The sequence below is a fragment of the Aeromonas salmonicida subsp. salmonicida genome (assembly GCF_001643305.1).
Lineage (GTDB): Bacteria > Pseudomonadota > Gammaproteobacteria > Enterobacterales > Aeromonadaceae > Aeromonas > Aeromonas salmonicida.
This window is the reverse complement of record NZ_LSGW01000066.1, coordinates 73,729-87,650: the sequence shown is the minus strand read 5'-3', so window position 1 is coordinate 87,650 and position 13,922 is coordinate 73,729. Positions and strand designations below refer to the sequence as shown.

The window sequence follows — 13,922 nt, the reverse complement described above, 5'->3', positions numbered from 1 at the left end:
ATGTTTGAACTCAATCTGTTACCGGGCAAGCTCTGCCTCAACACCCTGCGCCGCGTCAGCCGCGAGCCGGTCCATCTCAGCCTGGATCCGGCCGCGCTGCCCGGGATCCGCGCCTCCGCAGCCGTGGTCACCAAGGTGATCGAGCAAAACCGCGTTGTGTATGGCATCAACACCGGCTTTGGCCTGCTGGCCAACACCCGCATTCCGGTGGAGCAGCTCGACGAATTGCAGCGCTCCATCGTGCTCTCCCACGCTGCCGGCATCGGTACCTACATGGATGACGCCACTGTGCGGCTGATGATGGTGCTCAAGGTCAATTCCCTGGCGCGGGGCTTCTCCGGCATCCGCTTGACTGTGCTTGAGGCGCTGATGACCCTCATCAACGCCGAAGTCTATCCTGTGGTGCCGAAGAAGGGATCCGTCGGTGCCTCCGGCGATCTGGCGCCGCTGGCCCACATGAGCTGCCTGCTGATCGGGGAGGGCAAGGCCCGCCACAAGGGCGAGCTGATGGACGCCGCCACGGCGCTGAAGATCGCGGGTCTCGAGCCTATTTCATTGGCTCCGAAGGAGGGACTGGCCCTGCTCAACGGTACCCAGGCCAGCACGGCGTTCGCGCTGGAAGGCCTGCTCCACGCCGAAGATCTGTTCGCCGGCGCCATCACCATAGGCGCCATGAGTGTGGAGGCGGCTCTGGGCAGTCGTCGTCCGTTCGATGCCCGCATCCATGAGGTGCGCGGTCAGCGTGGCCAGATCGATGCGGCCGCCTGTTATCGTCACCTGCTGGTGGATGGCAGCGAGATCGGTATGTCCCACCACAACTGCGAGAAGGTGCAGGATCCTTACTCATTGCGCTGCCAGCCCCAGGTGATGGGTGCCTGTCTGGCCCAGATCCGCCACGCCGCCGAGGTGCTGGTGTGCGAGGCCAACGCTGTCTCCGACAACCCGCTGGTGTTCGCCGAGGATGAGGAGATCCTCTCCGGTGGCAACTTCCATGCAGAACCCGTGGCTTTCGCCGCCGACAACCTGGCGCTGGCCATCGCCGAAATCGGGTCGCTGTCGGAGCGCCGCATGGCGCTGCTGATCGATTCCCGCATGTCTGGCCTGCCAGCCTTCCTGGTCAACAACGGCGGCGTCAACTCGGGCTTCATGATCGCCCAGGTCACCTCGGCGGCGCTCGCCTCCGAGAACAAGAGCCTGGCTCACCCGGCCTCGGTGGACAGCCTGCCCACTTCCGCCAACCAGGAAGATCACGTATCCATGGCCACCTTTGCCGCTCGCCGACTGGCGGACATGGCGGAGAACACCCGTGGCATACTGGCCGTCGAGCTGCTGGCGGCGGCCCAGGGGCTGGATTTCCGTGCTCCGCTGCGCACCACAGCGCTGCTGGAGCAGGCCAAGGGGCTGCTGCGTGCAGAGGTGAGCTTCTACGACAAGGACAGGTACTTCTCGCCGGACATAGAGGCGGCGGCTGCGCTGCTGGCCAGGGCGAGTTACAACGACCTGATCCCGGCCGGTGTGCTGCCCAGCCTCTAAGCCCTCATTCGGTTCATAGCAAAAGACCGCCCATCGGGCGGTCTTGTCGTTGCTGGTGTTGGCTGGCGCGGGTTATTCGTGTTCAAACATCAGGAACAGATAAACCACGAACAGCACCAGGTGGGTAGCGCCGTGCAGCACATTGGTGCGGCCGCTGCTGAAGGTGACCTTGCAGACCATAAGCGTGGTGACGAGCAGCACCATGTCGGCGGCGGAGAGGCCGAGGCGCACCTCCTGGCCCAGCATGGCGCCGATGAACAGCACGGCCGGTACTGTCAGGGCTATGGTAGCCAGCACGGAGCCGAAATAGAGGTTCATGGCCCGTTGCAACTGGTTGTTGAAGGCTGCCTTGATGGCACCGACTGCCTCGGGGGCCAGTACGATACAGGCCACGATAAAGCCACCCAGCGCAGGAGGCGCCGCCATGATCTTCACGCCGAAGTTGATGGGCACGGCCAGGGTCTTGGCCAGCAGGATCACCACCACCAGATAGGCGAGCAGCAGTATGGTGTGATAGACGTTGCTGCGCAGCGGGCCGTGGTGCTCCTCGTAATCCTCGTGGTCGCTGTCGACGAAGAAGTGGCTGTGGCTGCGGGTCTGGATCAGCAGGAAGATACCGTAGAGCAGGATGGAGATGATGATCAGCATCCAGGACATGGGGCTCGACATGCTGCCAATGGTGCCACCCCGGGTGAAGTTGGGCAGCACCAGACAGAGCAGGGCCAGCGGTATGATGGCGACCAGATAGGATTTGACCCCATCCAGATTGAAGCTCTGGGTGTGGTAGCGCCAGCCGCCAAACAGCAGTGTGAAGCCCACCAGGCCATTGGTGACCAGCATCACCACTGCAAACATGGTATCGCGGGCCATCACGGGATTGGGGTCGCCTGTGAGCATGACGGAGGAGATCATCACCACTTCCAGCGAGATGACGGAGAGCGTCAGGATAAGGGTACCGAAGGGTTCACCCAGCTTGATGGCGAGGGCATCCGAGTGGCGCACCACAGAGAAAATGGCCCAGGTGACGATGGCAAGCAGCGCCGCCGAGACAGGCAGATAAATCCCGAGCGGAGTCGCCTCTGTCAGCAGCTCGCTCCCTATGGTCTTGAAGAACAGCAGGGTAAGCAGGCCAACGGGCAGGGCAATCTCTTGCCGGATAAATGACTTCATAGGCAATGGTTCTCATCTCGGGGCGGCATGAGCCGACGGGGTATGGAGGCAATGATGCAAGGTCACGGTAGGTGACTACCCCGACAATGATAAAGGCTGTTGCCCGGATCGGGAAAAATCATTTTGTTACAAACCAAGTAGTGATACCCCGTGGTCGGCCGATGGTCGGGATATAGATAGCTAATCTGACCGTATGCTGCGTAGCATGGGCTATGCCGATCGCATTCATGCTCTTGTGGATCTGGCGGCATTCCGACCAAGGACTCCCATGTCTGTTGTGCGTCTGCGCTATCACACCATAGAGTTTGGCGAACTCGACATCCACCTGCGCACCCTGCGCGACAACCAGCAATTCTCCGATGACGAGGGGGAGGCAGAGGCGCTCGGCATCTCTTCAGCCTTCTGGCCGCTATTCGGTATCGTCTGGGATTCCGGCAATGTGCTGGCCCATCTGATGGTGGAGTACGAGATAGTTGGCTTGCGGATCCTGGAGGTGGGCTGCGGCATCGCCTTGGCGAGTCTGGTGCTCAACCACAGGCTGGCCGACATCACGGCCACTGATTATCACCCGGAGGCGGGTGCCTTTCTGGCGGAAAATGTGCAGCTCAACAAAGGCAGCCTCATCCCCTTTATTCGCACCGGTTGGGCAGATGCCACCACGGCGCTGGGTCGCTTCGATCTCATCATCGGCAGCGATCTGCTCTATGAGCGTGGTCAGGTCGAGACCCTGGCCGCCTTTATCGAACAACACGCCAAGCCCCATTGCGAGGTGATCCTGGTGGACCCGGGTCGTGGCCTGCATGCCCGCTTCAGCAAGCGGATGGTGACCCTGGGCTATCAGCACAGTCAGCACAAGCCACTGGATGTGAGCTATCTGAGCCAGCCTTTTCGTGGCCAGATCCTGCAATACCGGCGCTAGTCATCGGCAGTATGGGCTGCCGTCGCGCCAGGCTTCCCTATCCGGTAGTGGTTTCTTTATCGACCAGGTGGGCGGTCAAGGCCGCGGCGGCATAAGCCTGAGGGCGGGATTTGTCGCAAGGGGGAAGGGTTTGATACACGGATGGGATGCAAATGGGAGGCGTTGTTCTGGTGCATTAGCTGTATCAATTTGATGCGCAGGGAACGCCGTGGCAATGATAAATTATAACTCAATGATAAATATGGTTTTTATAAAACACGCTGATGAAGATTCAATCGCTTACCTGTCATAAGTGACAATTGTCCAGCTTATCTGAAATGGCTAGAGTAGCCGTGCGGTTTGACTCACCGTGTGTTCAATACTCCTGTATCTGTTTTTTTGTCAGTAGCACAGAGTGTTAGTTTTGATATGAGTGTTTCTTTCGGTCCCCTTAGTGGGACCATTTTTCTGCCTGAAATTCCCTGATCCTGTCGCCCATCTTCCGTTTCCTGCCCCTGTGGTCATTTTTCACGGCCGGCTCGCCGTCAGGCTTGGTGTTCCTGTGCCCATTTGGTTATGCTCGCCTGCTTAATTCCAGAAGCGGGATCTTCGTCCATAGGCGCGCTTCGGCGTTGGCTGATACGATGAAGCCACATGGATGTTGTCGGGCATACGGAAGGCATATGAAACTGACTACTCAGCTTGTCTCGTTTATTACCCTGTGCGTGATCGCCTCCATGGCCATGGTGCTGCTAGGCGGTGTGTTCAGCTTTCGTGAGCTGGGGATGGAGCTGCAGCAAAAGAAGGTCAACTCTCTGGTCGAGGTGATCGACAAGCAGCTGGAGGTGGCCGATGACCATCAGGTGCTCACCCGCTGGTTGCCGACCCTGCTGCGTTCGGCCCACGTGGTGGAGCTGGAGATCCGTCAGGGCAAGCAGCGGATTTACTGGTTTCGCGACGTGCAACAGCAGACCGACGAGAGTCTGTTGATCCCCTACAGCCAGCCCATCTCTCATCAGGCAGGCATGCAAGCCGACTTCAAGCTGGAGCGACCGTTCAAGGAGTTCGAATACTCCATGAAGGCCATGTCCGGCATCTCTCTCGGTATCTTCATCGTCATCTTCGGGCTCTGGTACTCCATTCGCTGGCTGCGGCTGCAACTGCGAGGTGCCGAGCTGCTGGCCGAAAGGGCCCAGCTTATTCTCGACAACAAGCTCACCAAGCTGGCCCACGATCCGGCGGAGGAGTGGCCCGTCTCCGCCAGTCAGGCCCTGGATCATCTGCTGGCCGAGCTGGCGGATGCCCGCAAGGAGCGCAGCCGCTTCGACAACTTCATCCGCAGCAATGCCTTCGTCGACAAGATGACAGGCATAGGCAACCGGCTGTTCTTCGACAACCGGCTCGAGAGCGCCATCATGGAGGCGAGCGTGATGAGCGGCGGTGTGCTGCTGATTGACCTCGCCGGTCTGGAGGAGCTGGATCCCGAGCTGAGCGGGCGCCAGAGCCAGGAGCTGCTGATGGAGGCGAGTGCCTCCATCGCCGCCTTCGTGCGCAAGCACAACGGCGCCCTGCAGGCCCGCTATGCCGGTCAGGTGTTCGCCGTGCTGCTGCCCAACATGTCCGAGAGCGAGATGGTGGACGGTGCGGGCCAGCTGCACAAGAGCCTGCAGCGACTGCACTGGCCCGCGGCGGTCAATGTCGAGACCGCCGTCTACCTCGGCGCCGTCTGCTATCAGGCGCAGGATTCCCTGCTCAAGGTGCAGGAAGAGGCCGAGCTGGCGCTCAAGAGCGCGCGGCTGCAGGGTCATACCGGCTGGTTCCTTTACGAGAAGCAGCTGGATGAGGAGCAGAGCAGCAAGGGCACGGTACGCTGGCGCACCCTGATAGGGCGCCGTATCGAGGAGCATGGCATCGATTTTTACGTTCAACCGGTGCAGCAGGAGCGGGATCAGGTGGTGCTTCAGCAAGATTTGCTGATCCGCATTCACGACGAGCAGGGCCGGGCATTGCAGGCTGGCGTCTTCATGCCCATGGCAGAAAAGGCGGGGCTGCTGTTGCCACTGGATCGGCTGGTGGCGGAACAGACCCTGCGGCTGCTGCGTCAGCGCTCAGAGCAGAGCTGCCCCATCAGTCTGACCCTCTGTGCCCAGAGCCTGCTGCACCGCGAGTTTCAGCGCTGGCTCTTCTTCGATCTGTTCCAGCTGCCGCGCAGCACCAACGAGCGGTTGATCCTGCAATTGTCCGAAGCCCAGGTGACTCGCCACTACGAGGCACTCAAGCGGCCGCTGCGGGCGCTGCGCATGCTGGGCTGCCAGCTGGCCATCGATCACGCCGGTCAGGATGTGGTGAGTACCCAATACATCAAGGAGTTCGAGATCAACTTCCTCAAGCTCCACCCCAGTCTGGTGCGGGAGATCCACACCCGACAGGTCAACCAGATGGCGGTGCGCAGCCTGGTGGGAGGCTGCGCCAACACCCGTACCCGGGTGATCGCCGTCGGGGTGGAGAGTGGCGACGAGTGGAAGATGTTGCGCCACCTCGGTGTTCATGCCGGTCAGGGACCCTGGTTCGCCGAGCCGGAGCGGCTGGTGATGGAACCGGCCGGCGCCTGATGGTGTGGCCGCAGGGCTGCCCTCAGATCCGGCCCTGCTCCTTCAAACCAGCCAGTCCCTGCATGCCACCCGTGTGGATAAAGACTATCTTGCTGCCACGGGGGATGCGCCCGGCGGCCAGCTCGCGAAACAGGCCCCACATCGCCTTGCCGCTGTAGATGGGTTCCAGCGGCAGGCCTGTCTCGGCGCTGAAATCCTGCACCCACTGCCACAGGGCCGGGCTGAATTTGGCATAGCCACCATCATGGTGATCCAGCGCTATCTGCCAGCCGGGCGTGCTGGCAGCAGCGGGATGGAGGCGACACACCTCGTCAGCGATGAAGTTTGCTCCTTTCAGTACCGCGATGGCGAGTATCTGCTCCCGATCCCGTTTGCCGGCGATCAGGCCAGCCAGGGTGCCGCCGCTGGCGCAGGGCAGTACCCAGAGATCCGGCGAGAAGGGCACCTCGTCGACCAGCTCGGCCACCCCGGGAATGGCGAGCGGGCTGCTGCCTCCTTCCGGCACTATCAGGGTATCGGACGCCGCAAACTGGGCCAGCCAGTCGGGGTCCTGACGCCGCCGGTAACTCTGGCGGTCGACAAAAATGAGATCCATGCCCCAGCCTTTTGCTGCGCTCAGGGTGGAGTTGCTGACGGCCTCTGCTTCACCACGTATGATGCCGGTAGTTCTCAGGCCAGATTGACTCCCAGCTGCCGCCAGCGCATGAATGTGGTTGGAATAGGCACCGCCAAACGAGAGCAGGTGCTGCATGCCCTGTTCCTGGGCATGTTGCAGCTGGTACTTGAGTTTGCGCCACTTGTTGCCCGAGATGGTCGGGTGGATCAGGTCATCTCGTTTGCACCAGAGCTGGACGTCGTATTGCCGCAGCAGAGGGTGGGAGATGGCTTCCAGTGGCGAGGGCAGCCGGGCCGGTTGCAGGGTAAACGCCTGCGGGCGGGTCGAACTGGGTAACAATGAGTAATCCGTCATTTATCTGGAGGCTAATGCCCTGTTTATGCTAAGGTTTAATGCGTTTTATGCAGCCAGGTGCGGGTTTCAATGAAACAACTTTTCAGACGTTCAACCCCAAGCCGTCAGGTGGGGCTCCTGCTTGCCAGCGACCGGATCATGCTGGCCTCGCTGGGCAACCCCCCTGTCTTCGCCACCCGCGCCATAAACGGCCCGCAAGAGTGGCCGCTTGCCATGAGCGAGCTGTTCAGCCGCCATGGCCTCGCCAAGTCTAAAGTGCGGGTCGCACTCGCCGCTACTCTTTATCAGCAAGTCCAGATCGACAAGCCCGCCGTGCCCGAGGCAGAAATGGCGGGCGCTCTGCCCTGGGCCATCAAGGATTATGTCAACGAGCCCGTGTTGCAGCTCGCCATGGATTACGTGGACTTGCCCACTCCACCGGCTGGCAGGCCGCGGATCAACGTGATCTGCGTGCCCAAGGCGCGGGTGCAGCAACTGGCGGATGCGGTCAACAGCATAGCGAGTCTGGATGCCATCGTCAGCGACGAGCTGGCCATGACGGCGCTTTATGAGGCCGACAACACAGTACGCATGTTGCTGTGGCAACCTCGGGGGCAGGATCTTCAACTGCTGGTATTCCATCAGGGCGGGCTCTGTTTCTCCCGCCAGCTGCGCGGTTTCACCGCCCTCACCGGCGAGCATGAGCCGGACAGCATGCTGCTCGATTCACTGGCGCTGGAGATCCAGCGCTCCCTCGATTATCTGGCCGGCCAGCTCAAGCTGCCGGAGCTTGGCCAGATGCAGCTCGCCATCGCCTCCTCCTTCATCGGCACCCTGGTGCGCCACATGGAGCAGACCTTCGGTTTTGCCGTCTCCGCCATGGCCAACAAGGCTGTGTTGGCCGGTGTTGAGTACCTGTCGGCCTATGCCGCAGCCATCGGGGAGCCTGCCTGATGAAACGTCAGATAAACCTCTATGGCGCAGAATTTCGCCCCAAACGCCAGTGGGCCAGCCTCAATCAGATGGCGCTGGTGTGGGGGGGCTGCGTGATCCTGTTGCTCTGCATGGCTGCCTTTTACGGCTGGCAGCAGCAAGGGGTCAGCCGTGAACTGGCACAGGTGCGCGCGGCGCTGGAGGTCAAACGTGGGGAGGCCCAGCGGCTGGATGCCGCGTTGACTCGCCATCAGGCCAACACACAGTTGCAACAGCTGCTGGCCAACAAGCAGGAAGAGTTGACAGCCAAGCAGGGGCTGATGCGTCAGTTGGGCAGCCTGGCGTTGCAAAAATCCCAGGGCTACGCCGGCCTGATGGCCGATCTCTCCCGCATTCGGGACAAACAGCTCTCCTTGCAGCGGATTGAGATCGCCGAGGGGCGCATCAATATCTCCGGCTTCGCCGGTCGCAGCCAGGATGTGCCCGCGTGGGTAAACCGTTTCAAGCAGGCACCGTCGCTGGCGGGCAAGCAGTTTGGTGAATTGACCCTGAGCCGTGACAAGGAGGGCCGCCTGGCCTTCCAGCTCAGCGGTATCGAGCGGGAGAAGCCCTGATGAGCCTGAAAGCACAATGGCTGGCGTGGGCAGACAAGATTGCCGCCCTCAGCCAGCGCGAGCGGATATTGATACTGTTGACCGGGCTGGTGCTGGTCTGTGCCGGTGGCATTTATGGCTGGCTGGATGATGCCACCCTGCACCTTGAGCAGGAGCGCCTGGCCTTGACCTCGGCCCAGCGGGATCTGGAGATCATGGATCTCGAGAATCTGGGCAAGCAGGCGCGTCTGGCACGGGATCCCGATCAGAATGTACGTGAGCAGCTGGCGCGGGTTGAGGGTGAGCTTGGCAAGCTGGATGCCGAACTCAAGGCCCAGACGGTGGATCTGATCCCGGCCCACGAGATGCCGGAGGTACTGGAGGCCTTGCTGTCACGCTCCACCAATCTGCACATGCTGGCGCTGACCTCCCTCGCCCCTGAGCCGCTGATGGCGGGGGATCAGGGCATCAACCTGTTCAAGCACGGTATTCGTCTCAAACTGGAAGGCGGTTATTTCGATGTGTATCAGTACCTGAAAGCGCTGGAGGCGCTGCCTCGTCACTTCTACTGGAAGCAGTTTGACTATCGGGTGGAAGCGCACCCCAAGGCGGTGGTGGAGATGGAAATCTACACCCTGAGCACCAGCAAGGAGTTTATTCGTGGCTAGATGGCTGACGCTATTGTGTTGCCTGCTGGGCTCAGTGGCCCAGGCCGAGGTGCTGCAGGATCCCACCGAACCGCTCGAGGGAGTCAACAGCCAGGCGGGGGCGGTAGAGAGCCAGAGCGCCGGTCTGCCCAAGTTGCAGAGCGTGGTGCTGGGCAACGGCCCGGCGCTGGCGGTGCTCAACGGGAAAAGTTACCGGGTAGGCCAGCAGGTCGAGGGATATCGACTGGTGGCCATCAGTGCAGATGCCGTTGTGCTGGAGAAGGGGGGCAAGCGCCAGTCGCTGACCCTGTTTGCCAGCAAGATCCGTATCTGAACGGGCCCTGCCCGGGATGGGCGGGGCAAGGTTTGTCGAGTTTAATTGCAAGTCAGGGTGCACTCATTACATGAAAAAAAATCATCTCTGCCTGATCTCCGTAGCCGTTCTGGCTGCAGGCTGTACCAGCTACCGGCACCCCGAACCTGTGCAGGCCAAGGACGCACTGAAACACGCCATGACCGAGCAGAACAAGGTCGGCGCTCTGGCGACCGTACCCAAGTCGGTACAAAGCGAACTGCTGCAGATGAACCGGCCGCCCCAGGCCATCAGCATGCCGGAGCAGCGGCTGCGCATCGCCGCTCACGATGTGGAGGCGGTGGAGTTTTTCGGCTCCTTGTTCAAGGGCTCCCGTTACAGCGTGGCCGTGCATCCAGGGGTGGGCGGGCTGGTTTCCGTCGAGCTCAAGGACGTGACTCTGCCCGAGGTGCTGGCCGTGGTGGGTGACATGTACGGCTTCGACGTGCAGCGCAAGGGTAACGTGTTCCACGTCTATCCGGCTGGCCTGCGCACCGAGACCATACCGGTGAACTATCTGATGATGTCCCGCCGGGGTCTGTCCCGCACCTCTGTCAGTACCGGCGGTGTGACGGCCAACGACAACAACAGCAATAACAGCAGTGTCGACAATGCCAACGGCAACAGCAGTGGCAGCAACAACTCGTCCAACGGCAGTTCCGGCTCGAACAGCAGCAATGGCACCCGTATCGAGACAGACACCAACAGTGACTACTGGACCGATCTGCGCACCTCGCTGGAGATGCTGATCGGCAGTGGCGATGGCCGCGCCGTCATCACCAGCCCGCAGGCGGGTCTGGTCACCATCCGTGCCTATCCCAAAGAGCTCAAGGCGGTGCGTGAATTCCTCAGCCAGTCCGAGACTCACCTCAAGCGTCAGGTGGTGCTGGAGGCGCGGATCCTGGAGGTCGCCCTCAACGAGGGGTACGAGCAGGGGGTGGACTGGAGCGGTCTCTCCGCCAGCTGGGATGGCAACAAGGGCATTACCGGTGGCAGCTCTCTCTCTCCGACCCAGTTGCCCACGACCCCCAATCAGATCTTCACCGCACTGGGTGGCGGGGCCGGTTTCAAGATCTCCGACGGCAACTTCAACGTGGCGGTCAATCTGCTCAAGACCCAGGGGGATGTGAATACTCTCTCCAGCCCCAGGGTGACGGCGACCAACAACCAGAAGGCGGTGATCAAGGTGGGGACGGACGAGTACTTCGTCACCAAGGCTTCGACCACCATCACCAGCAACTCGTCCGGGGTGTCGGATAGAACACCGAACGTTGAGCTGACACCTTTCTTCTCCGGGATTTCGCTGGACGTGACGCCGCAGATCGACGAAGAGGGCAAGGTGCTGCTGCATATCCATCCTTCCGTTATCGATACGGAAGAGCAGAACAAGGTGATCGACATGGGCACCTCCGGTGGCCGGCTGGAACTGCCGCTCGCCAAGAGCTCGATCCGCGAGTCCGATACAGTGGTACAGGCCAACAACGGTGACATCATTGTCATCGGTGGCCTGATGAAGACCGACAAGCAGGAGATCGTCAGCAAGGTGCCCTTGCTGGGGGACATTCCCTGGATTGGCGAAGCCTTCACCAACCGTCGCGAGAGCACCAAGAAGGTGGAACTGGTGATCCTGCTCAAGCCCACAGTGGTGGAGAAAGACACCTGGCAGAACGAGCTGAAACGCAGCGCCGATCTGCTGGACAAGTGGTATCCGCCCAAGGGCTAAGCCATGAAGCAGCGCGCGGTCAGCCTTACCCCATGTGCCCTCTTGCCCTGCGTCACCGCAGGCTGCTTGCTCGGGATGGCAGGTGACAACCCATGTACCTGAACCACTTCGGCTTGCAGGAGGCGCCGTTCGGCCTCACCCCCAACACGGGTTTTTACTATGGCTTGCCGCCCCACGAAGAGGCGTTGCAGGTGCTGAACTGGGCGCTGGCACAGGGGGAGGGCTTCATCAAGGTGACCGGCGAGGTGGGTACCGGCAAGACACTGCTCTGTCGCAAGCTGCTGAGTGAGCTGGGGTCTGAGGCTCACCCCGTGCGTCTGGCCTGGTTGCCCAACCCGCACCTCACGCCGGCCGAGCTGCGCACAGCCCTGGCGCTGGAGCTGGGATTGTCGGTGCGGGAGGGGGCTGAACTGGATCTCACGGATCGTATTCATCGCCACCTTATCAGCCTGCATCAGCAGGGCAGTCGAGTGGTGGTGCTGATCGACGAGGCGCAGGCCCTGCCGGACGAGACCCTGGAGGCGATCCGGCTGTTTGGCAACCTGGAGACGGAGTCGAACAAGCTGCTGCAAATCGTGCTGTTCGGTCAGCCCGAGCTGGACGCCCGGCTGGCAAAGCCTCATTTGCGCCAGTTGCGTCAGCGGATCGGCTTCTCTTACTGCCTGCGCCCCCTGCGCTTTGACGAGACCCGTGCCTATCTGGAGCACAGATTGCAGATCTCCGGCTATCGCGGTGCGCCGCTGTTTGCCGGTCGTGCCATGCGCCTGCTGTGGCGGGCGTCGCGCGGGATCCCCAGGCTTATCAACATACTGGCGCAGAAGTGCCTGATGCTGGCCTATGGCCAGGGGGCTCGCCAGATCGACAGCCGTCTGGTGCGGCTCGCCATTCGCGATACCGACGATGCCAGCCGCTTTGCGCCGTTGAGCTGGTGGCCCCTGTTACTGTTGCTGGGGTGTGCCCTGGCTTATGGAGTCTGGCCATGAGCGTGATCAATCAGATGCTCAAGGATCTGGAGCAGCGCCAGCAGGGTGGCGAGGGGGCCGTCTATGTGCCGCCCGTGCGGCAACAGGGCTGGTGGATGCTGGTGCTGACCGGCATGTTGGGATTACTTATCAATCAAGCGCCGCAGGCGGTGGACCCGGTGCAGCAGGTACGTGCCGCCCAGCTGGCCCAGCGTCTGGCCGGCGAGATGTTGCAAAAGTCGTTCGATGAGCAGTCGGATCATAACGGTGGTCGTTATCGTTGTGGCGAGCAGGTGGCAGGGGTGACCATCTCTCCCTGCTCCACCAGTTATGGTCCGGATGGCGAGCCTGCATCCTATGCCTATAACGATGTGGATGATTTCGATACCGCAGGTAACTGGCTGGATGCAAACACCCTGACCCAGACTGCGGCGGGAGTCAGCGGTGAGGAGTATCGCAACTATCAGGTGAAAATTGCGGTGAGCGGGGCCGATTTCAGCGACGGCACCTTCAAGAGTTGTGCCGCCCCCTGCTATGTGGGCAAACGCATTGATTTGCAGATCAAGCTGCCGGATGGGAGCGTGCTGGATTTCTCCTTCTACCGGGGGAACTACTGATGGATCGCTCCGCTGTCGGGTGTTGCCTGCCTGTCCGAATGTCTGCGTTTGTAACCACTTCCGACGTTCGATTACACCTACCGGCTAATCGAACCTACCGCAAACCTCGGGGTAACAGTGGCTTTACTCTGGTTGAGCTGGTGATGGTCATCCTGCTGCTCGGGATAATGGCTACTTTTACCAGCCAGTTTATCGGTATCGGCAGCCAGATTTATGGCGATGCCAGCAGCCGTGAGCAGCTGATGAGCGATGCCCGTTTCGCCATGGAGCGGCTTAACCGCGAGCTGCGCGATGCGGTGCCAGGATCGGAACGGATCGAGACGACTGGCGGGACATGGGTCGACTCCGGTGCCTGTCTGCGGTTTTGGCCCATCAGCACCTCCAGCCGTTATCTGGCGCTTAACCGTGCCATGTCGGGGAGCACTGCCACCCTTGAGCTGGTGATGGCGACCCCGGCTTCTGCTGCCAACCCACTGGATGTGGATGCCACCGCCGTCAAAAAAGATGATCAGCTGATCGTCTTCCCCGTGCCGGACAAAAATGTCGGTTCGCTCACGGCAGGCTGCGATTATGGCCGCTGTGTAGCCAGGGTTACCGATGTGCTGACGCCCGTATCCGGAGCGCAAACCATCCGCTATACCAGTACCGAGAGCCTGGCTGGCCTCTCTCCCGGCAGTCGGGTCTACTTTGCCAACCAGCAGGTACGTTACTGTGTGGAAGGAAGCACGCTCACCCGTGCCACTGCGCCCATTGGAGCATCCTTACCTGCACAGGGCGTGTTGATGGCGGACTCCCTTCGTATTGGCACCTTCTATCGGGAAAGCTCGGCGTTTAACGCCGAAGGGGAGTTTGGCATGCGCTTTGTGTTCGAGCGCAAGGGGGAGTCGGTCACCTTCAACCACAAGATAGAGGTGTTCAATGTCCCCTGATCCA

The 13,922-nt window shown here is 61.0% G+C and carries 13 protein-coding genes; 11 read left to right on the top strand and 2 right to left on the bottom strand.

Going from position 1 to position 13,922, the window contains the following annotated elements:
• Positions 1 to 1,533: a histidine ammonia-lyase gene (gene hutH / locus AXW79_RS10760; protein ID WP_005316401.1), complete on the top strand. Its 1,533-nt coding sequence runs from the start codon at positions 1 to 3 to the stop codon at positions 1,531 to 1,533.
• 72 nt (positions 1,534 to 1,605) lie between these two features.
• Here hutH and AXW79_RS10755 read toward each other — a convergent pair whose 3' ends face one another.
• Positions 1,606 to 2,703, bottom strand: coding sequence for a calcium:proton antiporter (locus AXW79_RS10755; protein ID WP_005316398.1), 1,098 nt, complete (start codon positions 2,701 to 2,703; stop codon positions 1,606 to 1,608).
• 268 nt (positions 2,704 to 2,971) lie between these two features.
• Between AXW79_RS10755 and AXW79_RS10750 the strand changes: the two genes are divergently transcribed.
• Together AXW79_RS10750 and AXW79_RS10745 are read left to right on the top strand one after the other, a co-directional pair.
• Positions 2,972 to 3,622, top strand: coding sequence for a class I SAM-dependent methyltransferase (locus tag AXW79_RS10750; protein WP_005316395.1), 651 nt, complete (start codon positions 2,972 to 2,974; stop codon positions 3,620 to 3,622).
• A gap of 662 nt (positions 3,623 to 4,284) precedes the next feature.
• Entirely contained in the window at positions 4,285 to 6,213 is a 1,929-nt protein-coding gene (locus AXW79_RS10745) for an EAL domain-containing protein (protein ID WP_005316391.1), read from the top strand.
• Positions 6,214 to 6,235: 22 nt separating this feature from the next.
• On the opposite strand, the gene AXW79_RS10740 is transcribed toward AXW79_RS10745, so the two are convergent.
• Positions 6,236 to 7,183, bottom strand: a complete 948-nt coding sequence (locus AXW79_RS10740; RefSeq protein WP_042467445.1) for a 1-aminocyclopropane-1-carboxylate deaminase/D-cysteine desulfhydrase — start codon at positions 7,181 to 7,183, stop codon at positions 6,236 to 6,238.
• Positions 7,184 to 7,252: 69 nt separating this feature from the next.
• Between AXW79_RS10740 and AXW79_RS10735 the strand changes: the two genes are divergently transcribed.
• The 8 genes from AXW79_RS10735 (at position 7,253) to AXW79_RS10700 (ending at position 13,918) form a co-directional block, all read left to right on the top strand.
• The gene (locus AXW79_RS10735; protein ID WP_005316385.1) at positions 7,253 to 8,116 is read left to right on the top strand and encodes a type IV pilus biogenesis protein PilM; all 864 of its coding nucleotides are present in this window, start codon (positions 7,253 to 7,255) and stop codon (positions 8,114 to 8,116) included.
• A complete protein-coding gene (locus AXW79_RS10730) occupies positions 8,116 to 8,709 on the top strand; it encodes a PilN domain-containing protein (protein WP_005316382.1) in 594 nt (197 codons plus the stop codon). Before AXW79_RS10735 ends, AXW79_RS10730 begins: the two co-directional genes overlap by 1 nt.
• Positions 8,709 to 9,356 (top strand): hypothetical protein, encoded by a 648-nt coding sequence (locus tag AXW79_RS10725; protein WP_005316380.1) that lies wholly within the window; start codon positions 8,709 to 8,711, stop codon positions 9,354 to 9,356. Before AXW79_RS10730 ends, AXW79_RS10725 begins: the two co-directional genes overlap by 1 nt.
• Positions 9,349 to 9,669: a SctD/MshK family protein gene (locus AXW79_RS10720; protein ID WP_011899175.1), complete on the top strand. Its 321-nt coding sequence runs from the start codon at positions 9,349 to 9,351 to the stop codon at positions 9,667 to 9,669. Before AXW79_RS10725 ends, AXW79_RS10720 begins: the two co-directional genes overlap by 8 nt.
• Before the next feature lie 70 nt (positions 9,670 to 9,739).
• Entirely contained in the window at positions 9,740 to 11,410 is a 1,671-nt protein-coding gene (gene mshL, locus AXW79_RS10715) for a pilus (MSHA type) biogenesis protein MshL (RefSeq protein WP_005316372.1), read from the top strand.
• Between the two features lie 92 nt (positions 11,411 to 11,502).
• Entirely contained in the window at positions 11,503 to 12,393 is an 891-nt protein-coding gene (locus AXW79_RS10710; protein WP_005316369.1) for an ExeA family protein, read from the top strand.
• A 95-nt stretch (positions 12,394 to 12,488) separates the two neighbouring features.
• Positions 12,489 to 12,989, top strand: a complete 501-nt coding sequence (locus tag AXW79_RS10705; protein ID WP_085941664.1) for an MSHA biogenesis protein MshD — start codon at positions 12,489 to 12,491, stop codon at positions 12,987 to 12,989.
• Positions 12,989 to 13,918: a PilW family protein gene (locus tag AXW79_RS10700; protein ID WP_170321041.1), complete on the top strand. Its 930-nt coding sequence runs from the start codon at positions 12,989 to 12,991 to the stop codon at positions 13,916 to 13,918. The genes AXW79_RS10705 and AXW79_RS10700 overlap by 1 nt, the downstream gene beginning before the upstream one ends.
• The last annotated feature ends 4 nt before the right edge of the window (positions 13,919 to 13,922 follow it).

What these genes read in the sequence shown, in the direction of transcription:
- AXW79_RS10740 (WP_042467445.1), bottom strand. Translation starts at nt 7,183, where the DNA reads ATGACGGATTACTCATTGTTACCCAGTTCGACCCGCCCGCAGGCGTTT.
- AXW79_RS10750 (WP_005316395.1), top strand. Translation starts at nt 2,972, where the DNA reads ATGTCTGTTGTGCGTCTGCGCTATCACACCATAGAGTTTGGCGAACTC.
- AXW79_RS10735 (WP_005316385.1), top strand. Translation starts at nt 7,253, where the DNA reads ATGAAACAACTTTTCAGACGTTCAACCCCAAGCCGTCAGGTGGGGCTC.
- AXW79_RS10755 (WP_005316398.1), bottom strand. Translation starts at nt 2,703, where the DNA reads ATGAAGTCATTTATCCGGCAAGAGATTGCCCTGCCCGTTGGCCTGCTT.
- AXW79_RS10725 (WP_005316380.1), top strand. Translation starts at nt 8,709, where the DNA reads ATGAGCCTGAAAGCACAATGGCTGGCGTGGGCAGACAAGATTGCCGCC.
- AXW79_RS10710 (WP_005316369.1), top strand. Translation starts at nt 11,503, where the DNA reads ATGTACCTGAACCACTTCGGCTTGCAGGAGGCGCCGTTCGGCCTCACC.
- mshL (WP_005316372.1), top strand. Translation starts at nt 9,740, where the DNA reads ATGAAAAAAAATCATCTCTGCCTGATCTCCGTAGCCGTTCTGGCTGCA.
- AXW79_RS10745 (WP_005316391.1), top strand. Translation starts at nt 4,285, where the DNA reads ATGAAACTGACTACTCAGCTTGTCTCGTTTATTACCCTGTGCGTGATC.
- AXW79_RS10730 (WP_005316382.1), top strand. Translation starts at nt 8,116, where the DNA reads ATGAAACGTCAGATAAACCTCTATGGCGCAGAATTTCGCCCCAAACGC.
- hutH (WP_005316401.1), top strand. Translation starts at nt 1, where the DNA reads ATGTTTGAACTCAATCTGTTACCGGGCAAGCTCTGCCTCAACACCCTG.
- AXW79_RS10700 (WP_170321041.1), top strand. Translation starts at nt 12,989, where the DNA reads ATGGATCGCTCCGCTGTCGGGTGTTGCCTGCCTGTCCGAATGTCTGCG.
- AXW79_RS10705 (WP_085941664.1), top strand. Translation starts at nt 12,489, where the DNA reads ATGCTGGTGCTGACCGGCATGTTGGGATTACTTATCAATCAAGCGCCG.